General features: G+C 63.0%; 20 protein-coding genes and 1 pseudogene. 11 read left to right on the plus strand and 10 right to left on the minus strand.

Annotated features, from left to right (window positions below; translation table 11 throughout):
• Positions 1–128: 128 nt before the first annotated feature.
• Together E7813_RS01960 and E7813_RS01965 are read left to right on the plus strand one after the other, a co-directional pair.
• The gene (locus E7813_RS01960) at positions 129–1,247 is read left to right on the plus strand and encodes a branched-chain amino acid ABC transporter substrate-binding protein (RefSeq protein ID WP_291570338.1); all 1,119 of its coding nucleotides are present in this window, start codon (positions 129–131) and stop codon (positions 1,245–1,247) included.
• A gap of 64 nt (positions 1,248–1,311) precedes the next feature.
• Positions 1,312–2,307 carry a P1 family peptidase gene (locus E7813_RS01965; protein ID WP_291570339.1) on the plus strand — a complete coding sequence of 332 codons (996 nt, stop codon included), beginning with the start codon at positions 1,312–1,314 and terminating at the stop codon, positions 2,305–2,307.
• A 67-nt stretch (positions 2,308–2,374) separates the two neighbouring features.
• Here the strand turns inward: E7813_RS01965 and E7813_RS01970 are convergent, their stop codons facing one another.
• Complete coding sequence (locus tag E7813_RS01970) at positions 2,375–3,151, minus strand: EF-hand domain-containing protein (protein WP_291570340.1); 777 nt, start codon at positions 3,149–3,151, stop codon at positions 2,375–2,377.
• 259 nt (positions 3,152–3,410) lie between these two features.
• On the opposite strand from E7813_RS01970, the gene rpe reads away from it, so the two are divergent.
• Positions 3,411–4,112 (plus strand): ribulose-phosphate 3-epimerase, encoded by a 702-nt coding sequence (rpe, locus tag E7813_RS01975; protein WP_291570341.1) that lies wholly within the window; start codon positions 3,411–3,413, stop codon positions 4,110–4,112.
• Here the strand turns inward: rpe and E7813_RS01980 are convergent.
• The 3 genes from E7813_RS01980 to E7813_RS01990 form a co-directional block, all read right to left on the minus strand.
• Positions 4,109–5,560 carry a bifunctional serine/threonine-protein kinase/universal stress protein gene (locus tag E7813_RS01980; protein ID WP_291570342.1) on the minus strand — a complete coding sequence of 484 codons (1,452 nt, stop codon included), beginning with the start codon at positions 5,558–5,560 and terminating at the stop codon, positions 4,109–4,111. The genes rpe and E7813_RS01980 overlap by 4 nt on opposite strands.
• Positions 5,561–5,563: 3 nt before the next feature.
• Positions 5,564–6,304 carry a metallophosphoesterase family protein gene (locus E7813_RS01985; RefSeq protein WP_291570388.1) on the minus strand — a complete coding sequence of 247 codons (741 nt, stop codon included), beginning with the start codon at positions 6,302–6,304 and terminating at the stop codon, positions 5,564–5,566.
• Between the two features lie 118 nt (positions 6,305–6,422).
• Entirely contained in the window at positions 6,423–7,019 is a 597-nt protein-coding gene (locus E7813_RS01990; RefSeq protein ID WP_291570343.1) for a TetR family transcriptional regulator, read from the minus strand.
• Positions 7,020–7,422: 403 nt separating this feature from the next.
• On the opposite strand from E7813_RS01990, the gene purB reads away from it, so the two are divergent.
• Positions 7,423–8,730: an adenylosuccinate lyase gene (gene purB / locus E7813_RS01995; protein ID WP_291570344.1), complete on the plus strand. Its 1,308-nt coding sequence runs from the start codon at positions 7,423–7,425 to the stop codon at positions 8,728–8,730.
• 7 nt (positions 8,731–8,737) lie between these two features.
• Positions 8,738–9,277 (plus strand): MOSC domain-containing protein, encoded by a 540-nt coding sequence (locus E7813_RS02000; RefSeq protein WP_291570345.1) that lies wholly within the window; start codon positions 8,738–8,740, stop codon positions 9,275–9,277.
• Here the strand turns inward: E7813_RS02000 and E7813_RS02005 are convergent.
• Positions 9,246–9,836, minus strand: coding sequence for a cytochrome b (locus tag E7813_RS02005; protein ID WP_291570390.1), 591 nt, complete (start codon positions 9,834–9,836; stop codon positions 9,246–9,248). The two genes, E7813_RS02000 and E7813_RS02005, sit on opposite strands and share 32 nt — an antisense overlap.
• Before the next feature lie 136 nt (positions 9,837–9,972).
• On the opposite strand from E7813_RS02005, the gene murI reads away from it, so the two are divergent.
• The 5 genes from murI (at position 9,973) to E7813_RS02030 (ending at position 14,694) form a co-directional block, all read left to right on the plus strand.
• A complete protein-coding gene (gene murI, locus E7813_RS02010; RefSeq protein ID WP_291570346.1) occupies positions 9,973–10,770 on the plus strand; it encodes a glutamate racemase in 798 nt (265 codons plus the stop codon).
• Positions 10,771–10,850: 80 nt separating this feature from the next.
• The gene (locus E7813_RS02015) at positions 10,851–11,633 is read left to right on the plus strand and encodes an aldolase/citrate lyase family protein (RefSeq protein WP_291570347.1); all 783 of its coding nucleotides are present in this window, start codon (positions 10,851–10,853) and stop codon (positions 11,631–11,633) included.
• Between the two features lie 180 nt (positions 11,634–11,813).
• Complete coding sequence (locus E7813_RS02020) at positions 11,814–12,584, plus strand: acyltransferase (protein ID WP_291570348.1); 771 nt, start codon at positions 11,814–11,816, stop codon at positions 12,582–12,584.
• Between the two features lie 224 nt (positions 12,585–12,808).
• On the plus strand, positions 12,809–13,426 hold the full coding sequence (rpsD, locus tag E7813_RS02025; RefSeq protein ID WP_291570349.1) for a 30S ribosomal protein S4: 618 nt from the start codon (positions 12,809–12,811) through the stop codon (positions 13,424–13,426).
• Positions 13,427–13,626: 200 nt separating this feature from the next.
• Entirely contained in the window at positions 13,627–14,694 is a 1,068-nt protein-coding gene (locus tag E7813_RS02030; RefSeq protein WP_291570350.1) for a threonine aldolase family protein, read from the plus strand.
• 107 nt (positions 14,695–14,801) lie between these two features.
• On the opposite strand, the pseudogene E7813_RS02035 reads toward E7813_RS02030, so the two are convergent.
• The 3 genes and pseudogenes from E7813_RS02035 to E7813_RS02050 all read right to left on the minus strand — a co-directional run bounded on the left by E7813_RS02035 (position 14,802) and on the right by E7813_RS02050 (position 18,155).
• Positions 14,802–15,577: pseudogene (locus E7813_RS02035) on the minus strand (class I SAM-dependent methyltransferase).
• Positions 15,578–15,595: 18 nt separating this feature from the next.
• Positions 15,596–16,891, minus strand: coding sequence for a serine hydrolase domain-containing protein (locus E7813_RS02045; RefSeq protein ID WP_291570352.1), 1,296 nt, complete (start codon positions 16,889–16,891; stop codon positions 15,596–15,598).
• The gene (locus E7813_RS02050) at positions 16,872–18,155 is read right to left on the minus strand and encodes a serine hydrolase domain-containing protein (RefSeq protein WP_291570354.1); all 1,284 of its coding nucleotides are present in this window, start codon (positions 18,153–18,155) and stop codon (positions 16,872–16,874) included. The genes E7813_RS02045 and E7813_RS02050 overlap by 20 nt, the downstream gene beginning before the upstream one ends.
• 183 nt (positions 18,156–18,338) lie before the next feature.
• Here E7813_RS02050 and E7813_RS02055 point away from each other — a divergent pair, with 183 nt between their 5' ends.
• The gene (locus E7813_RS02055) at positions 18,339–18,947 is read left to right on the plus strand and encodes a hypothetical protein (RefSeq protein WP_291570356.1); all 609 of its coding nucleotides are present in this window, start codon (positions 18,339–18,341) and stop codon (positions 18,945–18,947) included.
• Here E7813_RS02055 and E7813_RS02060 read toward each other — a convergent pair.
• Positions 18,944–19,492, minus strand: a complete 549-nt coding sequence (locus tag E7813_RS02060; protein ID WP_291570391.1) for an O-acetyl-ADP-ribose deacetylase — start codon at positions 19,490–19,492, stop codon at positions 18,944–18,946. The genes E7813_RS02055 and E7813_RS02060 overlap by 4 nt on opposite strands.
• Positions 19,489–19,827 carry a Grx4 family monothiol glutaredoxin gene (gene grxD, locus E7813_RS02065; RefSeq protein ID WP_291570358.1) on the minus strand — a complete coding sequence of 113 codons (339 nt, stop codon included), beginning with the start codon at positions 19,825–19,827 and terminating at the stop codon, positions 19,489–19,491. Before grxD ends, E7813_RS02060 begins: the two co-directional genes overlap by 4 nt.
• Positions 19,828–19,961: the final 134 nt, after the last annotated feature.

Consider the following 19,961-nt stretch of genomic DNA (forward strand, 5'->3'; position numbering starts at 1 on the left):
TTCTTCGGGAGCGGATTTGCCCCAAAATTGCCGATGACTTCGCGGTAAAATCAGCCGACAATAGGCGCGATTTTCGATCCCGGCGGTCTGCCGGGCACTTTCCGTAACGATCACCGCGAGGACTCCACATGAAATCATTGAAGCTCATCGGCCTGGCATTGGGCGCATCGTTGGCGCTATCGACGGCAGCGCTGGCACAGGACATCACCATCGCCGTGGCGGGCCCGATGACGGGCGGCGAATCCGCATTCGGCCGCCAGATGAAGAATGGCGCCGAACAGGCGGTCGCCGATATCAACGCCGCCGGCGGCGTGCTCGGCAAAAAACTGGCGCTGGACGTCGAGGACGATGCCTGCGATCCGAAGCAGGCGCGCTCGGTGGCGGAAAAGATCGCCAGCGCCAAGATCCCGTTCGTCGCCGGGCATTATTGTTCGTCGTCGTCGATCCCGGCGTCGGAAGCCTATGCCGAAGGCAACGTCCTGCAGATCACGCCGGCCTCGACCAATCCGCTGTTCACCGAACGCAACCTGTGGAACGTGGCGCGCGTGTGCGGCCGCGACGACCAGCAGGGGCTGGTTTCGGCCGAGTACATCATCAAGAATTACAAAGGCAAAAACGTCGCCATCCTCGACGACAAGACCACCTACGGCAAGGGTCTCGCCGACGAGACCAAGAAGGCGCTCAACAAGGCCGGCTTTACCGAAAAGATGCACGAATCCTACAACAAGGGCGACAAGGACTTTAACGCCATCGTGTCGCGTTTGAAGCGCGAAAACATCGATCTGGTTTTTGTCGGCGGCTACCATCAGGAAGCAGGCTTGATCCTGCGCCAGATGCGTGACCAGGGCATGAAAACCGTGCTGATGGCCGGCGACGCATTGGCCGACAAGGAGTTCGCCTCGATCACCGGACCTGCCGGCGAGGGCACGCTGTTCACCTTCGGTCCCGATCCGCGCAACAAGCCGACCGCCAAGGCCATCGTCGAGAAGTTCAAGGCCAAGAATATCGATCCCGAAGGCTACACGCTTTACACCTATGCCGCGATGCAGGTGTGGTCACAGGCGGCGACAAAAGCCGGCACCACCGATCCGAAGAAAGTCATGGACACCATCAAGGCCGGCTCCTGGGATACCGTGATCGGCAAGATGGAATTCGACGCCAAGGGCGATATCAAACTGATCGACTACGTCGTCTACAGGTGGGACGCCAACGGCGGCTACACCGAGATCAACCCGAAGGGCTCGTAGGACGGCGCAGCGGCGATTTCTCGATCTCTCCCCGTTCGCGGGGAGAGGTCGAAGAAAGAGCAACTTGAACAACCTCCTCACCGATATATCGGGCGTTCGCGTTGGGCATGCCGATGACGCAAAACTCGCGTCCGGCGTCACCGCAATCATTTTCGACAGACCGACTGTGGCGGCGATCGATGTCCGCGGCGGCGGTCCGGGTACGCGCGAAGGTTCCTTGCTCGACCTCGCCAACACCGTGGAGCGGATCGACGCCCTCGCGCTGTCCGGCGGCTCGGCATTCGGGCTCGATACCGCAGGCGGGGTGCAGGCCTGGCTCGCCGAACAGGGCCGCGGCTTTGTGGTGCGCGACGCCGTCATTCCGATCGTGCCGGGCGCGATCCTGTTCGATCTTCTGAACGGCGGCGACAAGGCTTGGGGGCGTTTTTCGCCCTACCGTGATCTCGGCTATGCGGCGGCGGCCGCCACCGGCACCGATTTCGCGCTCGGCAGCACCGGCGCCGGGCTCGGCGCCACCACCGCGAACTTCAAGGGCGGGATCGGCTCGGCATCGGCGGCGACACCAGGCGGCGTCAGGGTCGCGGCGCTGGTCGTCGTCAATGCCGTAGGCTCCGTCACGGTCGGCGACGGGCCCTGGTTCTGGGCGGCACCATTCGAGATCGGCGGCGAATATGGCGGACGCGGATTGCCTGTCGCGTTCACGCCGCAGATGCTGACCATGCGTATCAAGGGCGGCGCGGCGGCAACCGCCGTGGAGAACACCACGCTGGCGGTGGTCGTGACCGACGCGCTACTGACCAAGGCCCAGGCCAAGCGGCTGGCGATGATCGCGCAGACCGGGTTTGCCCGCGCGATCTATCCGGTGCATGCGCCACTCGATGGCGATGTGGTGTTCGCCGCGGCTACCGGCGAAAAGCCCGTCGATCCGCTGGCCGGCCTCACCGAACTGGGAATGGCCGCGGCCAATGTCACCGCCCGTGCCATCGCCCGCGGCGTCTACGCGGCGACCGCATTGCCGTTCCCCGGCGCGCTGCCGGCGTGGAGGGACCGGTTCGGATAGCACCCAACTCTTATGCGGCGCATTCTTCGATCGTGATATTCGCAAGCGTTTAGGTCGAAAAACCGTCTCAGGCGGTGAACGAAAACGACGGGGTGGTAACCGAGAATGAAACCGCCTGCGCCTCGCGCTGAATCATTTGCTCGAGAAGGTTGTAGGACGACATCGCGGTGCTGGTGACCGTGGTCGCCGCGGGCAGCGTCATCGTCACCTCCGAGCCGTCAGCAAACGTCAACGAGGTCGTGGTCGAGCCGTTGCTGTTGGTGACCGAGGTGGCGGATGCGCCGGTCAACGCCTGCAGCAACGGATCGGAGCTTGGTCCGCCGGTCGTGCTCTGGCCGCCGCCGGTGCTGGCGCCGGAGACCTGATGATGGTGGTCCCCATCAAAACCTTTGCCCTTCAGCCCCGACCACAATTCGCCAAGGCTGACCGTGCCATCGCCATTGGTGTCGAGCTTGCTGAAGACCTCGTCGGCCTGCGCGAGGTTGGTACCGCCGGCGCCAAGCGCGTTTTCAAAGTCCGATTTGCTGATCCCGCCGTCGCCGTTGGCGTCGATCTTCGAGAACAGGTCCTGCAGCGCGCCCCACGGGCCGGTCGGCGCGGATGCCGATGTCGACCACTGGCCTTGCGCCGCCAGCAGCTCGCTCATGGTCGCCGGCGCCAGTTGCGAGAGCCCACCCGAAGCCGGCACAACGATTGACGCGACCGGAGCGTTGCTGGAGAGATCGAACGGGTTTGTTGCGGGCTCGCCAAAGCCTCCGGCCGGTTGCCCGGACGACGAACTCGACGAGGTCAGCGATTTGATGGCGTCCAGCGCGGAGGACACGGTGCCCAGTGCAAACATCATGGCGAGAACTCCGACCAATGCCGCACAGCGCGGCCCTTGCTTCCCACGCCGAGCGATCAGCAAACGCCGTGCCATGATGAAAAAATCAATAAAATGAGGGCTTTTCGCTGGTCGAACGGCCCGGCCTCCCCGGCAATTGATGCCGTTGCGGCAGATTTTTCCGCCCCCGAAACCTTGCTTTGCCGCGCATTGCCGCCGGGCTTGGCGCATGTTACGCGAAGCCGTCCGGCACGCCTCGAATTGCCTCGGGAAAGCCTGTATGTCTCAACAATTTGCGCCACGCCCCCTCGTCATCGCGCCCTCGATCCTGGCATCGGATTTCGCCAGGCTTGGCGAAGAGGTGCGCGCCGTCGATGCAGCCGGCGCCGACTGGATTCACCTGGACGTGATGGACGGGCACTTCGTTCCCAACATTTCCTTCGGCCCCGATGTCATCAAGGCGATGCGTCCGCACAGCAAGAAAATCTTCGATGCCCATCTGATGATAGCGCCCTGCGACGCCTATCTCGAAGCCTTCGCCAAGGCCGGCTGCGATCACATCACGGTGCATGCCGAAGCCGGTCCGCATTTGCATCGCTCGCTGCAGGCGATCCGCGCGCTCGGCAAGAAGGCCGGCGTCTCGCTCAATCCGGGCACGCCGATCAGCGCCATCGAATATGTGATCGACATGATCGACCTGGTGCTGGTGATGTCGGTCAACCCCGGCTTCGGCGGCCAGGCCTTCATCCCATCGGCACTCGGCAAGATCGGCGACCTCAGGGCGATGACCGCGGGCCGGCCGATCGACATCGAGGTCGACGGCGGCGTCACCCCGGCGGTGTCCGGCCAATTGGCAGCCGCCGGCGCCAACGCCTTCGTCGCCGGCTCCGCGGTGTTCAAGGGCGGCACCATGGCGTCTTACAAGGCCAATATCTCCGCGATCCGCGGTGCTGCGGCAACGGCGCGCGGAGAAGCGATCTAGGCTCTCGCCTCCAGCGGCTTATCGTTGGCACTTTCCGCTTGGTGGCGCGATGCCAGCCGGGGCGCTCGCACCACGGTAACGCTGCAGGCCGCTTCGCCCGCCACCTTCGCGGAAACGCTGCCGAGCAGCGTGCGCACCAGCGAATTCTGGCGCGCACCGATGACGATATGATCGACATTGTTGACTTCGGCGAATTCCAGGATGGCCGCAGCGGGATCGACGGCCTCGAGCACATGCACCGTCAGCCTGCTGTCATCCAGCTTCAGCGGCTGCGCCCAATGCCTGAGCGCGACCAGCCGATCGATGTGCTTGTTGTTGCCCTGCTCATCCAGCGTCCTGTCGATGGTGACGCGGCCGAGTTTGAGCACGTTCAGGCACGCCAGCCGCGCGGACGGCAGTATTGAGAGAATTCTGCCGGCGGTGACGCGCATGGCGTCGTTCAGGGCGCCGGACCCCTCCCCGGTATCGAGTGCCACGGCCACGATCGGACTCGAGGCCAGTTGCGCCGCAAGATCGGCTTTCGGTTTCGGCTGCGTCAGGCCGCGATTGAAGCGGCGGCGCAGCACGGTGCTCATCGGATCGCGTTTCAGGCGCTCCGATCGCGCGGTCAGTTTGACCTGGTCGGGATGCCCGAGTTCGAATGCCAGTTGCGACGCCGTAGGCTGGCGCCATGCCGGCTCGATCTCCAGGCAGCGCAACACGATCTCCTGCAGCCAAGGGGGATAATCCGCCCTGAGCTTGCGCGGAGGATGCGGGTCGCGCCACAGCCGCCGCCGCATGCCCTGCATGGTCTCGGTCTCGCCGAACGGCCGCACGCCGGTGGTGAAGAAGTAAAGCAGCACGCCCAACGAAAACAGATCGCTGCGCGGATCGTCGCGCACCCCGAGCAACCGCTCGGGCGCCATGTACGGCGCGGTGCCGAACGGCAGCCGGAATTCTTCCTGCAGCAGATCGGGCAATTGATTGTGATGCGACAATCCGAAATCGATCAGAACAACTTCCCCCGAGGGGCGAAGCATGATGCTGCTCGGCTTGATATCGTGATGAATGACGTTCTGCCGGTGCAGGTCGGCGAGCGCGTTCGCGATCTTGCCGACGAGCACCCTCGCCTCCTGGTACGGGATCGGCAGATCGCTCAACCGGCCGTACAGCGTCTTGCCCGGGATGCGCTCGATCACGACATAGGGCTGCCGCGCGAAATCGCCGGTGCCGAAACATTGCGGTACATGAGGGCCCGACAATCGCGGCAGGACCATCTGCTCCATCTCGAAACTGACGATGGCGGCCGGATCCTCGCCCTCGGAGACCCGGGGAACCTTCATCAACAGCGGCACCGCGATGTCAGGGCGCGTCACCGTCCATAGCGTCGCCATGCCGCCGCGATGGGCGCACTCCCCGAGCGTGAAGCCATCTATGACCGCGCCCGGTTCATTCGAGGGTTTGACCATCGCTCACCTTCCGACCAACAGCCGCTCGGCCAGCCAGGGCGGCAGACCATTTTCGCGAATTCGATTCGCAGCCGCTTCGGCGTCGTAGGGCACGCGGCAATAGGTGATTTCGCGGGAGCCGGTGTCGAACATGGCAAAACTGGCTGCAGGATTGCCGTCGCGAGGCTGTCCCACCGAACCCAGAACAGCCAGCCAGCGTCTTCCCCCAAGCAGTTGCACCGGAACGCCCGATGTCGGGACGAAGCTCGTCATCTTGGCGGCGGCAGACATTGAATAGAGAGCCGGCCGGTGGATATGGCCGCAAAACGTCGCGTGGGCGTTGGTCGCCGAGATGCTCAAGGCGGCATCCGACCTGTTCTGGACATAGCGCCATTTCGCCGGACTGCTCGCTTCGGAATGAACGTAGAGGCGATCATCCTCCCGCAGCGTCAGCGGCAACTCTGCCAGAAAACGCCGCTGCGCCGCGCTCAGCCTGCCGCGCGTCCATTCGATCGCGGCCTGCGCTTCGGCGTTCATCGTTTCAGAAACAGTGCCGACGGCGTTGTCATGGTTGCCACGCACGGCCATGACGCCGTTGTCGACGAGGCCCATCACCGTCTCGACCGTCCACTCCGGATCGGCGCCGTATCCGACGTAATCGCCGAGGCAAATCATGCGTTCGGCGCCGTGCGCGCGCGCAAAATCGAGGCAGGCGCTGAAAGCCTGCCGATTAGCATGGATATCCGCAAAAATTGCCAGCAGCACGCTTTCCTCCACCCGCACGATAACGGCCCGGCTGGAACCGGATTTGATGGACATCAAACAACATCGCGGCGGAGGGAGGCAATCGCACGGCGCGATCGCGCGCGGCGCGGGAGGAAGATCAGCGCTTACGCGGCGCTTCGAGGCCCCGCAGCAGCAGCGCCATCACGGTGTCGATCCGCGCCGGCAGCGCCGGATCGTTCCATTCCTCGGCATGCGCGGGGTGATGGAAGCGGCTGGTGGCGTCGAACAGCGCGCGTGCCGATGCCTTGAGGTCGGCGACCTCGAATACCTTCTGCTCGACGCCGTCGGACAGGATATGCGCAATCTGATCGACCAGACCGTCCTTGTGCGCCTTCACCACCTTGCACGCCTCCTGCGCCAGCGTCAGATAGGTCTCGAACATCTCGGGGTCGTCGCACACCTTCTTGTGCTTGATCGCAATCATGGTGCGCAGCCAGTGCTCCAGCCTGGCCGGGGCCGGCCCGGCGCCTTCCGCGATCTTTTGCAGCGGCGCGTTGACGCGGTCGAGCCAGCGCTTTGCCACCGCCTCGCGCAGCGAGGCCTTGCTGGGAAAATGCCGGTAGACGCTGCCGTGGCTGACATCGAGCGCACGCGCCACGTCTACCACCGTGGCTTTCGCCAGCCCATAGCGCCGCAGCACGTCCTCGGTAACCTCGAGAATCCGTTCAGGCGTCAAAACCAGGGTTTCGTTCATTTGCGCACCGTCTGTTTCTCGCTATCGAGCTCTACGATCTGGTGGCGGGTCATGGCCGTCCCTACCTAACGGGCGAGCTTCTCGGCCTGAGCGGCAAGATGGCGGGCCACGCGCTGGTTCAGCCAGCGCTGGATTTGTGCAGTCAGATAAATGATCTCGATCGTCATGGCTAAGTCCTCTTCAAGTCCGGGTTCTGCGGTGATCAGCCGCCGACGCACGGTGACGCCTCGCTGGCGTCCATTGCATATAGCACATCGTACTGACAGATTACAATATCTGTCAGTCAATATTTCGTGAACGCGCGCATCGCTATGGCTGGCGCAATACCCGCCCGAGCCGGCGTTTGTCTGACCCGGGCCGCTCTGCTAAAGCGCAGCGTAATCCCTTGCCCCACGAGTCTTCGATGATCCCCCGCTACACCCGCCCGGAAATGGCTTCCATCTGGGAGGCGCAGACGCGCTTTCGGATCTGGTTCGAGATCGAAGCGCATGCGGCGGACGCGCAGGCGGAACTCGGCGTGATCCCGAAGGAAGCCGCCAAGACGATCTGGGCCAAGGCCAGGAATGTGACCTTCGACGTCGCGCGGATCGACGAGATCGAACGCGAGACCCATCACGACGTCATCGCCTTCACGACCTATCTCGCCGAAATCGTCGGCCCCGAGGCGCGTTTCGTGCACCAGGGCATGACGTCCTCCGACGTGCTCGACACCTGCCTCAACGTGCAACTGACCCGCGCGGCGGATCTCCTGATCGCCGATGTCGACAAGGTGCTGACGGCGCTGAAGAAGCGCGCCTTCGAGCACAAGATGACGCCGACCATCGGCCGCTCCCACGGCATTCATGCCGAGCCCGTGACCTTCGGGCTGAAACTCGCTTTCGCTTACGCGGAATTTTCTCGCGCCCGAGAGCGGCTGATCGCCGCCCGCAAGGAGGTCGCGACCTGCGCGATTTCGGGCTCGGTCGGCACTTTCGCCCAGATCGATCCGCGCGTGGAAGCGCATGTCGCAAAGGCCATGGGGCTGGTGCCGGAACCGATCTCGAGCCAAGTGATCCCGCGCGACCGCCATGCGATGTATTTTGCCACGCTGGGCGTGATCGCGTCATCGGTCGAACGTCTCGCCACCGAGATCCGCCATCTGCAGCGCACCGAAGTGCTGGAAGCCGAGGAATTTTTCTCGGAGGGCCAGAAGGGTTCCTCGTCGATGCCGCACAAGCGCAACCCGGTGCTGTCGGAGAATCTCACCGGCCTGTCCCGCATGGTGCGCGCCTATGTGACGCCGGCGATGGAGAATGTCGTGCTCTGGCACGAGCGCGATATCTCGCATTCGTCGGCCGAGCGCATGATCGCGCCCGATGCCACGGTGACGCTGGACTTCGCGCTCAATCGCCTCGCGGGCCTGATCGAGAAACTGCTGGTCTACCCTGCCAACATGCAGAAGAACCTCGACCGTCTCGGCGGCCTCGTTCATTCGCAGCGTATCCTGACTGCGCTGACGCAAAAAGGCGCCAGCCGCGAGGACGCCTACAAGTTCGTGCAGCGCAACGCGATGCCGGTGTGGCGCGGCGAAGGCGATTTCCAGACGCTGTTGAAAAAGGACCCCGACGTGAAGAAGTTTCTCACCGACGCCGAGATCGCCGCGCAATTCGATCTCGGCTATCACTTCAAGCACGTCGACACCATCTTCAAGCGCGTGTTCGGGACAGGCTAGTCGACCGATGGGCAGCGTCGTCGCAGTCAGCCTTCGTTCCGGCCATCACTTCAGCAAGACACCGTCTCTTTGTATTCGCCTGCTGACCGGATTGGGCGTCGACGGCGACGCCCATCTGGGCGAGACGGTCAAGCATCGTTCCGGCGTCCGCAAGGATCCGACCCAGCCCAACCTGCGCCAGGTGCATTTGCTGCATGCCGAACTGTTCGACGAATTGGGCGCAAAAGGCTTTGCGGTAAAGCCCGGCGACCTCGGTGAGAACATCACCACGGCCGGCATCGATCTGTTGGCACTGCCGACCGGCACGCGGCTGCATCTAGGCGCAAGCGCGGTGGTCGAAATCACCGGCCTGCGCAATCCCTGCATCCAGATCGATCATTTCCGGAAAGGCCTGATGGCGGCAACGCTGGACAGGGATGCCGACGGCAACCTGGTCCGCAAGGCCGGGATCATGAGCATCGTGGTCGCAGACGGCGACGTTCGGCCGGCCGATGCAATCGGCGTCGAGTTACCGGCTACGCCGCATCGGCCGTTGCTGCCGGTGTAGCGCCTTCCTGTCCCGGCTCACCGTCGATCATTCGCGCCATGACCCGATCGCGTTTGATGAAGTAATGCCATAACGCCGCGGCGAAATGGATCGCGATCAGCGCCAGCAGCACATAGGCCATGAAGATATGGCGTTCTTCAAAGGCGTCGGCAGCGGCCTTGTCGGGCGAGGTGATCTGCGGCACGCGAAACAGCCCGAACCAGTCGGCATAATCGGGCTTGTGTGCGCCGGAATGCGCCCAGCCCAACGTCGCTACCAGAATGGTGACGAGATACAGCGCCCAATGGCTGATACGCGCTGCGATCCGTTGCCAGCGCGGCGTATCGGCCGGCAACGCCGGCGCCGGATTGACGCTGCGCCAAATCAGCCGAACCACCATCAGCAAGAGCACCACGTAGCCGATATCGGCATGAATGGAGCGATAAATAACCCGGTCCGCGCGCGCCGGCATATGATTCATCCACCAGCCATAGGCCAGCATGCCGACGATCGCGGCGCCCAAAATCCAGTGCAACCACCTGCTGACGCTGCCCCAGCCCGAGGTCGTGTTTCGAATCATGTTTTGCGCGGCCTCTTGGAAAGTCTCGGCCTGCCGGTCCGGCGGCGTGCCCTGATAGCTTTCAGCCGTCGCCAAAGCGATTTGAATCATTCCAAAAACAACTGAATGGTAACCCCGGATCGGCTAGGATCGCGGCGTGCCGGCACCTCCGACGATTCTCGTGTTCGATTCCGGCCTCGGCGGCCTCACGGTATTGCGTGAAATCGTCGGGGCACGGCCCGACGCGCATTATGTTTACGTCGCGGACGACGCGTTCTTTCCCTACGGCCACCACAGCGAGGACCAGATCATCGCCCGGGTGGTGCCGCTGATCGGCGAACTGATCACCGCCCACGCTCCGGACCTGGTCGTGATCGCCTGCAACACCGCCTCGACCCTGGTGATGTCGCACCTGCGCGCCAAATATCAGCTTCCCTTCGTCGGCACCGTGCCTGCGATCAAGCCGGCCTGCGCGAGTTCGAAAACCAAGCGCGTCTCGGTGCTCGGCACCAAGGGCACCGTCAAGCGCGAATACACCAAGGCGCTGATCCGCGATTTCGCACAAGGCTGCGAAGTCACGCTGGTAGGCTCGGCGGATCTCGCCGCGCTGGCGGAAGCGGCATTGAGCGGCAACGACGTCGGCGATCGCGAGATATTTGCCGAACTCGCGCCATGTTTTGTCGGAAACGGCGCAGGCGATCCGGCGCGCACCGACACGGTCGTGCTGGCCTGCACCCACTATCCGCTGCTGATGGATCGGTTCGTCCGTCTCGCGCCATGGCCGGTGGACTGGATCGATCCTGCGCCTGCGATCGCCCGGCGGGTTTCGGATTTGCTCAGGCCGGCCAGCGGCGAGGCCGATCATGCCGGTGCCGAAATGATTTTCACCTCGAGGCGGCCGCACACGCTGAGCCAGGCGCTGATGCCGTTCTTCGGCGGCCGCATCCCGGCCTGATCACCATCGGCCTTTTCCGCATCCTGTCGCGCTGCTAGCCTTCCCGGCGACCGGTCACGCCGTCGAACGGAGTTCCCGATTTGACCACCACCACCAAGCCTCCACCCCTCAATCGTCTCCGCAAGCAATGGCGCGAGGGGCGCCCCACGTTTGGAGCCATTGCGACAATTCCCAGCATTCAGACCGTGCAGATCATGGCGCGTTCAGGGCTCGACTGGATCATCATCGATCTCGAGCATGGTCCGATCGAGATGGGTTCGGCGCATGCGATGATAACGGCCACGTCAGGCACGCCCTGCGTTCCGCTGGCACGGATTGCCGCCAACGAGCCCTGGCTCGCCAAGGCACCGATGGATATCGGCGCGCTCGGAATCAATTTTCCGATGATCTGCAGTCGCCAAGATGCCGAAAAAGCCGTGCGCAGCGTGCGTTACCCGCCGCGCGGCGAGCGGCTGTGGGGGCCGTTTCACGCGCCGTTTCGCTGGGGCGTCTCGATGCCGGACTACATCGCGAGCGCCGACGACGACATGATTTGCATGATCACCATTGAGCATGTCGAAGCCGTCAACCGCATCGACGAGATCATGGCAACCCCGGGCATCGACGTCGCGGTGATCGGACCCGGCGACCTTGCAACCAGCATCGGCAAATGCGGCCGCGCCGACGACCCCGAAGTGCTTGCGCTGATGGCGCGCGCTGAAACCGGCATTCTCAAGAGCGGCGTTCCGATCGGCGGGGTGGCGCGCAGCGCTGAACAAGCCAACCAGATGATCGACCGAGGCTATCTGGCACTGGCGCTTGGTTTCGACTGGTCGCTGTTTGCCCGTGGCATCGCGGCGAGTTTTGAGGGGATCAAACGCTGAAGGTTATGGCATCAAACCATTGAAAATACTTTATTTTATATCTTGCACCAAACCAGGCCGCTGGCCTCGCCCGCGCCATAGAACCATCTGGCCTCGGGCCGGCCGGTTCGTGCTAGATCGGATACCGGCGGTCGGGCAATCAGGCCCGCCGGTTGCTGTTAGCGGAAACTGAGTGGAACGATGCGCGGAACGGTTCGAAAAATCTCAATGCCGCGCCGTTTCATCATCGATCTCATGCATGCGTCGATCGGTGTGCCCTTTGTTTCGTTGCGGCGACCTCTCGACGTTCGTCAACTGCTCGAAGCCCGCGCAGCTGCGGTGCAGCGGCCCGGCTGGGCGGCGATCTTCGTCAAGGCGTTCTGTCTGGTGGCGAAAGATGAGCCAGTGCTGCGCACGCTCTACTCCAAATGGCCGTGGCCGCACTTTTATGAACTGCCGGTCAGCATCGCCATGATTGCGATCGCGCGCATCGAAGACGGCCGGGATTGCGTCCTTATGCTGAAGGTCAACGAAGCCGACGGCCTCCCGTTGACGATGGTGGATGCGGTGATCCGGCAAGCCAAAGACGCCCCAGCCGAGCAGATACCGTCGTTCACAAAGATATTGCGGATGACGCGGCTGCCGCTGCCGCTTCGCCGTCTGATGTGGTTATTCGGCCGGAATTTCGGGCGTCAGCGGGCCAACTGGTTCGGCAGTTTCGGGGTGACCTCGGTCGCCGCCTATGGGGCCGGCGAACTTCATCCGCTCAGCCCAGGGCCGTTTATCCTCAGTTATGGCGTGGTGGAACAGGACCAGACCATTGACGTCGTGATACGCTGGGATCATCGGATTACCGATGCGGCCATGATCGCCAAGGCGCTGACGCGGCTGGAACAGGTGCTGAATGCCGAAATCGCTGGCGAATTGCGCAACCAGCGGCAGCAGGCGGAGCTTCATGCGGCCGAAACCTGACGGCGATACGCCGATTTTGGCGCTAAAAGCCGGGCTCTTTCATTGACATAACGTCGGTTTCTCCCTAGAAACCGCCTGCTCGCGGGCCGGTTTCGGCCCGCGTTGCGTTTCGCGACCCGTGGTTCGTCCCCTTCAAGCTTTCAGGGGTGGGCCTGTCGGCACCGGGAAATTCCCGGCGCACAGGAGGGCGCGTTTCCTCAAAACTCAAACCTGTCGAGGACGCGATGACAAAGCGCAGTGAGGCGAAGTTCAAGATCGATCGCCGTATGGGCCAGAATATCTGGGGCCGCCCCAAGAGCCCTGTGAATCGACGCGAATACGGTCCCGGCCAGCACGGCCAGCGCCGCAAGGGCAAGCTCTCGGACTTCGGCGTGCAGTTGCGCGCCAAGCAGAAGCTGAAGGGTTATTACGCCAACATCTCGGAACGCCAGTTTCACGGCATTTATGTCGAAGCCGGCCGGATGAAGGGCGATACCGGCGAGAACCTGATCGGGCTGCTCGAGCGCCGTCTCGACACCGTGGTCTATCGCGCCAAGTTCGTCGCCACCATGTTCGCCGCGCGCCAGTTCATCAATCACGGCCACGTCAAGGTGAACGGCCGCCGCGTCAACATCTCGAGCTTCAAGCTGAAGGTCGGCGATGTCGTCGAGGTCAAGGAAGCCTCGAAACAACTCGCGGTCGTGCTGGAAGCCAGCCAGCTTGCCGAGCGCGACGTGCCCGACTTCCTTGAAGTCGATCATTCCAAGATGACGGCGAAGTTCACCCGCATCCCGCATTTGTCGGATGTGCCGTTCGCGGTACAGATGGAGCCGCATCTGATCGTCGAATTCTATTCGCGCTGAGCTTTGCCCTCGGCGTATTCCGAGATCGAAGGCCCCGGTTTTGCCGGGGCCTTTTTTCTTTCGTCATGCCCGGGCTTGTCCCGGGCATCCACGCTCTTATTGTCGGAAGCAAGCAAGACGTGGAAAGCCGGGACATCTGGCGCGAAGACGCGCTTCGCGCTAATGCCCGGCCACCACGTGGTGCATCGCGAGTACCTACCATGACCTACACCCCTGCCCCGCGCGATCCAAAGCAGCCGGCGGTTCGCATCAACCTGCTGTCGGACACCCAGACCCGCCCGACGCCCGGCATGCGCGAGACAATCGCGCGGGCCGAGGTCGGCGACGAGCAGATCGGCGACGATCCGAGCGTGAACCTGCTGTGCGAGCGGGTGGCCGGTCTGCTTGGCAAGGAAGCCGCGGTTTTCATGCCGTCCGGCACCATGTGCAACGTGGCGGCGACCCTGTCGCATTGCCGGCCCGGCGACGAAATCCTGGCGCATGAGACCGCGCACATCATCGCCCGCGAAGGCGGCGCGCACGCCGCCCTTGGCGGATTCCAGATCATGCCGTTGCCCGGCGCCGATGGACAGTTCACGCCCGATGCCCTTCGCAAGGCGCTTCACCCGCGCACTCGCTACCAGCCGCCGCAGACCGTGGTCAGCGTCGAGCAGACCGCCAATATCGGCGGCGGCACGATCTGGAAGAAGGCCGATCTCGACGAGGTCGTCGAAATCGCAAAGTCCGCCGGCCTCATCACCCACATGGACGGCGCGCGGCTGCTCAACGCCTGCGTCGCCACCGGCATCAGCGCCATCGACATGGCGAAAGGATGGGATTCGGCCTGGCTCGATTTCTCCAAGGGGCTGGGCGCTCCCGTCGGCGCTGTGATCGCGGGCTCGCGGGCATTCATCGACGAGGTCTGGCGCTGGAAGCAGCGCCTCGGCGGCTCGATGCGCCAGGCCGGTATTTGCGCCGCCGCCTGCATTTACGCGCTCGACCATCACGTCGACCGGCTGGCGGAGGACCATGCCAACGCGCGGGCGCTGGCGCGGGGACTATCGCAAATCGCCGGCGTCGAGGTGCAGCATCCCGAGACCAACCTTGTGTTCTTCAAGCCCGACGGCGCCGGCATCTCCGGGGCCGACATGGTCGCGAAACTGCACCAGGGCGGCGTGCTGCTCGCGATGATGGACGGCCGTATCAGGGCCTGCACTCATCTTGATGTGACGGCCGACATGATCGAGGAGACGGTCGGGCTGGTGCGCGACATCGCAAGGAGCGCGTAAGTATACCGTCATTCCGGGACGCGCCTCTTGGCGCGGGCCCGGAATGACAGTGCATGAATTATCTATAGGATTTTAGAAGTAGCGGCTGTCAACGGGCTATCGAGAGCCTATCCACTCTGGCCGCCAGGCTTCCTCGCCGCAATCAGATTCCAGCGGTGGAAAAACCTGATCTCCTCGCCATGAACTGACAATCCGATACCGGCCGACGCACCGGCTTTCGCGAGCGCCCGCACCACCGCGCGAAGCGGCGGGACCCGGGAGGGATCGTTGACGATGCCCATCCATTCGCCGAACTCCCGCGGCTTGTCCCAGCTGGTTTCGGATTCGATGGTAAAGCCGGCTTGCTTCACCAGCGATGTCAGGTCCGAGCCCGGCAGCATCCGCACATGGGAAGGATCGCGCAGGATTTCGATGGCGTTCTGCAATTCCGACTCGGCCGCCACCTCGGACGAGATCACGTCGGCGACGACAAAACTGCCGCCGGGCCTGACAACGCGGAATATCTCCGACATCACGCGGCCAGGCCGGTCGAAATGATGCACAGACAGCCGCGTCACGACCGCATCGAATGTATCGTCTGCAAAGGGCAGCTCGACGGCATTGCCTTCGCGGAAACTGACATTGTTCATCCCGGCGGCTGCCTGGCCTTGGCCAGCATCTGCGGCGTGAGATCGAACGCCACCACATCGCGCGCCGATCTTGCGATGGCCGCACTGAGAATGCCCGGACCGCAGGCGACGTCGAGCACCGAGCCGTGTCCCGCATCACCCAGTGCCACGACGAAACGATCCGTCAACGCCTTGTCGGTGATCGCCGAGGAGGTCGAAAAGGTTTCGGCCTGGCGGGTGAATTCGTCGCGTACGCGATTTTCGTGGGTAAGCATGGTTGTTCTCCCGCTTTATTATTTATCGAGGGCCTCATAGATCAGCGATTTGAGCGCAGTTTGAATCCGTCCGCGCTGCGACGGCGTCTGCGCCATGAAGACCACGAACATGTCGTCCTTCGGATCGACAAAAAGGAAAGTGCCGGCGACGCCATCCCAGCGATATTCGCCGGTCGGCAGGGGTGTGCCAGCTGGTTGCACGGTCCGTACGGCGAAGCCAAGTCCGAATCCGCTGTCGCTGCCTGGAAAATAGGAATCATCGCGGGCGATTCCGGTTTCCGGTCCGATATGGTCCGATGTCATCAGGGCGACGGTTTCGGGTTTGAGATAGCGTTTGCCGTCCAATATCCCGCCGTTCAGCAGCATTTGTGCGAACCGCGCGTAATCGCCGATGGTTCCCACCATGCCGGCCCCGCCGGATTCCCAGCGCCGCGGCAGTATCGGATCCCGGATCCCGGCGACGGGACTGAGAAAGCGGTCATCCGGCATCGGCTCGGCGATCAATACCCGCTTCGCCGCATCCGCCACGTAGAACGCGGTATCGGCCATCCCCAGCGGATCGAGCAGGCGCTGCTTTTCAAACGCGAACAGCGACCGCCCGGACACCACCTCGATAACGCGGCCGAGCACGTCGGTCGAATGACCGTAATCCCACAGCGTTCCCGGCTGCTCGGCCAGCGGCAGTTTCGCGATCCGCTCGACAAATTGCGCGTTGTCGAAATCGCCGTCGAACAGACCGGAGTTGGCATAGAGTTTCCGCACCGTGCTGTCGCCATAGAAGCCGTAAGTGAGGCCCGAGGTGTGCCGCAGCAGGTCCTCGACGGTAATCGGACGGTCGACGGGTTCCAGCGCAAGCTGTGGCTTGCCGCTGTCGCCGCGCTTCTCGACACCGACCTTCAGATCGGCGAAGGCCGGGATATATTTCGAAACGGGATCGCCGAGCGAAAGCTTGCCGTCCTCGACCAGCATCATCGCCGCGACTGACGTTATCGGCTTCGACATCGAATAGAGCTGGAAGATGGTATCCGCCGTCATCGGGCGTTTGCTCTCGAGGTCGCGCACGCCGAAGTTCTCGAAATAAGCCGGCCTGCCGTGCTGCTGGATCAGGATGACGGCGCCGGGGATTTTGCCGGTCGCAACTTCGTTGCGGATATAATCGCCGACGCGCGCCAGCTTTTCCTGTGAGAATCTCGCAGCGAACGCTTGAGATTCGGCGCGGCCGGCGTTCGGCCAGCCCAACGCGACCGCGCCAACCAGGAACGCAAGCGCCGTCGCAACCCTTCGGTCGGCGCCGTCAGTTCTCCATCGCTTCATAGATCAACTGCTTCACCGCCTTCTGGATGCGCTGGCGCTCCGAGGGCGTCTGCTCCAGCAGCACGAAAAACATGTCCTGCTTGCGGTCGATCACGAAATAGCAGCCGCTGGCGCCGTCCCACTTCAACTCGCCCAATGAGCCCGGCGGCGGCGGCTTGGCGTTGCCGGGATCGGTACGCACGCCAAAACCCAGCCCGAAGCCGAAGCCGTCACCGGGAAAATAAAAATAGTCACGCTCCACGCCGGAACCTGGCCCGATGTGGTCCGACGACATCAACTCGAACGCCCTCGGACTGAGATATCGCTTGCCGTCGAGTTCCCCCCCGTTGAGCAGCATCTGCGAAAACCGGGCAAAATCCGCCATGGTGGTGACCATGCCGCCGCCGCCGGATTCCCACTTCATCGGCTCGTCCGGGCTGCTTTCGAAGCCGACGCGGAAGTCGCTGTCTTTCGCCGTCGGCTTGGCGATCAGCTGCTGCTTGGCCGGATCGGTCACATAGAAACTCGTGCTGGTCATGCCGAGCGGATCCAGCAGCTTCTCCTTTTCGACCTGCAGAAGCGATTTTCCGCCCGACGCGACTTCGATGACGCGGCCGAGAATATCGGTCGCGTGGCCGTAATCCCACAACGTGCCCGGCTGTTCCGCCAACGGCAGACGCGCGATGCGTTCGGCGAATTCGGCATTGGTGAAATTGCCGTCATAAATCCTGGCGTCGGCATAGGCCTTGCGGACCATGTTGTCGCCATAGAAGCCGTAAGTTATTCCGGCGGTTTGCGTCATCAGATCCTGGAGCGTGAGCCGGCGTTTCAAGGGCACGAGCTCAAGGGCTTTCTCGCCGTTCTCGGCCTTCTTTTCCACGCCAACCTTGGCGGTGGCGAACGACGGAATATAGATCGCGACGGGATCGTCGAGCTTCAGCTTGTGCTCGTCCAACAGCATCATCGCGGCCACACTGGTGATAGGCTTGGTCATCGAAAACAGCCGGAAGATGGTATCATCGGTCATCGGCGCCTTGGTCGCGACGTCGCGCACGCCGAAGAATTCGTGATAGACCGGCTTGCCGTGCTGCTGGATCAGCAGGATCGCGCCGGGAATCTTGCCGGTCGCCACTTCGTTACGGAAAAACTCGCCGATCTTCTCGAGTTTTTGCCGGTTGAAATGCGCGCCCGCCGGAATGTCGAAGGTGCCTTCCGCAAAAGCCGAAACCGCACTGGTCAGCAGCACGCCAGAGATCAGCGACCTCAGCGCATGTCGTGAATTCATCACAATCCCTCCCCGGATTTCCTGAGGTGGAGTGTAGCGGCCGGCTCACCCGGCACAAGGGCCGGAACAAGCCCGTCCATTCCGCGTCATCCCGGTGCCCGCGGCAAATCATGCTATATCCGTCAAGCGCCCCGGTATATCCGAGGCGGGTCCGTGCGAGCCGTCTGCTGGAGCATTCACCGGATGATCAAACTGATTTCAGCTCCGATACGAGGCCTTGTCAGATTCCCCCTCGTTCAATTCGCCATCGTGATCGCCGTGATCCTGTGGCTGCAAGCCGCCGACGACAAATCGATATTCGGCCAGATCTTCTACGGCCTCGACAAGCTCGTCGAGTCCACCGTGGAAACGGTTTCGGCGATTTTTACCGTAAAATCCTTCACCCGGTCCTGGCTGACATTCGCCTTCATGATTGCGTATGTCTATCTCGCGGGCTCGCTGGTTCTGTGGCTGTTGCGCCTCTTGACCCGGGCGGTGGTCGATTTTGCCGGACGCCATAACCTGCTCTATCTGAGAAAAGCCATCGCGCGCGAGCGCGGCATTCTGGCCTACCGCGCCTGGGAGCCGTTCGAGAGAATCCGGCCTCCGGAGATTCCCCAGCGCGACTGGGAAGAGAGATTTGCGTGGCCGCCCAATAACCAGCCACCGTATCCGCCGCTGCCACATCGCCTGCTGCGCGGAATGTTGTTCTATGCGGCCACGATCCTGATCGCCGCTTTGCTGTTGCAGTTTTTTACGCCCTTCCCGGTCTTGACTTGGATCATCGGCTGGCCGGCGGCAAAGCCATCCTAGCGGCCGACCTCCGCAAATGCCTGCGCGTGCAGCCTGGCGCTGTCATCGGAAAAGCAGCAGAAGATAACCCGGCTGATCGCGGGCGCCGCAGCCAGCGCCTCCGCGATCGCGCCGACCGCAATCCGTGCCGCGCGCTCGGCCGGGAAACGATAGACCCCGGTGGAAATGGCCGGATAGGCAATCGAGGCAAGGCCGTGGTCCTGGCCAAGTGCGAGTGCGCGGCGATAGCACGACGCCAGCGCGTCATCTTCGCCCCGGCCGCCGCCATGCCAGACCGGACCGACGGCGTGGATCACGTGACGCGCCGGCAGCAGATAACCTTTGGTGATTTTGGCGCCGCCGGTCTCGCAACCCCGCAGCGTGCGGCATTCGGCGAGAAGCTTAGGCCCGGCCGCGCGATGGATCGCGCCATCGACGCCACCGCCACCGCCACCGAGCAGGGAGGTATTGGCGGCATTGACGATGGCGTCAACGCGGAGCGTCGTAATGTCAGCGACAATGACTTCCAGCCGCGCCGTGCCGATCTGGCGCGCCGTCAGGTTCAGGCGGAGGCAGCCGCGCTGACCGTGACACCCTTGTCGGCCAAAAGCTGCTGCAGCTCGCCGGCCTGGAACATCTCGCGGATGATGTCGCAGCCGCCGACAAACTCGCCCTTGACGTAAAGCTGGGGAATGGTCGGCCAGTTGGAATAGGTCTTGATGCCGTTACGCAGTTCGGCGGATTCCAGGACGTTCAGGCCCTTGTAGCCGACCCCGACGTGATCGAGAATCTGCACCACCTGACCGGAAAAACCGCACTGCGGAAACTGCGGCGTCCCCTTCATGAACAGCACGACGTCGTTCGACTTCACTTCATTGTCGATGAATTGCTCGATGCTCATATTGGCGTCCTTTTGAGGCACGGCCCCTTGGGCCGGCATCCCCGTTAAACCCCGACACTGTCATATATGTAGCCCAAACCGTTGTGCATCCAAAGTAAAATGGCGGGAGGCTGGCATGCGTGCGGCATTTCCGC

This window comes from Bradyrhizobium sp. (genome assembly GCF_004799405.1).
In the GTDB taxonomy this organism is placed as follows: Bacteria; Pseudomonadota; Alphaproteobacteria; order Rhizobiales; family Xanthobacteraceae; genus Bradyrhizobium.

Bases quoted from the DNA above. Each gene is read 5' to 3' on its own strand.
- E7813_RS01960 (WP_291570338.1), top strand. From the start codon at position 129: ATGAAATCATTGAAGCTCATCGGCCTGGCATTGGGCGCATCGTTGGCG.
- E7813_RS01970 (WP_291570340.1), bottom strand. From the start codon at position 3,151: ATGATGTTTGCACTGGGCACCGTGTCCTCCGCGCTGGACGCCATCAAA.
- rpe (WP_291570341.1), top strand. From the start codon at position 3,411: ATGTCTCAACAATTTGCGCCACGCCCCCTCGTCATCGCGCCCTCGATC.
- E7813_RS01980 (WP_291570342.1), bottom strand. From the start codon at position 5,560: ATGGTCAAACCCTCGAATGAACCGGGCGCGGTCATAGATGGCTTCACG.
- E7813_RS01990 (WP_291570343.1), bottom strand. From the start codon at position 7,019: ATGAACGAAACCCTGGTTTTGACGCCTGAACGGATTCTCGAGGTTACC.
- purB (WP_291570344.1), top strand. From the start codon at position 7,423: ATGATCCCCCGCTACACCCGCCCGGAAATGGCTTCCATCTGGGAGGCG.
- E7813_RS02000 (WP_291570345.1), top strand. From the start codon at position 8,738: ATGGGCAGCGTCGTCGCAGTCAGCCTTCGTTCCGGCCATCACTTCAGC.
- E7813_RS02005 (WP_291570390.1), bottom strand. From the start codon at position 9,836: ATGATTCGAAACACGACCTCGGGCTGGGGCAGCGTCAGCAGGTGGTTG.
- E7813_RS02020 (WP_291570348.1), top strand. From the start codon at position 11,814: ATGCGCGGAACGGTTCGAAAAATCTCAATGCCGCGCCGTTTCATCATC.
- rpsD (WP_291570349.1), top strand. From the start codon at position 12,809: ATGACAAAGCGCAGTGAGGCGAAGTTCAAGATCGATCGCCGTATGGGC.
- E7813_RS02030 (WP_291570350.1), top strand. From the start codon at position 13,627: ATGACCTACACCCCTGCCCCGCGCGATCCAAAGCAGCCGGCGGTTCGC.
- E7813_RS02045 (WP_291570352.1), bottom strand. From the start codon at position 16,891: ATGAAGCGATGGAGAACTGACGGCGCCGACCGAAGGGTTGCGACGGCG.
- E7813_RS02050 (WP_291570354.1), bottom strand. From the start codon at position 18,155: ATGAATTCACGACATGCGCTGAGGTCGCTGATCTCTGGCGTGCTGCTG.
- E7813_RS02055 (WP_291570356.1), top strand. From the start codon at position 18,339: ATGATCAAACTGATTTCAGCTCCGATACGAGGCCTTGTCAGATTCCCC.
- grxD (WP_291570358.1), bottom strand. From the start codon at position 19,827: ATGAGCATCGAGCAATTCATCGACAATGAAGTGAAGTCGAACGACGTC.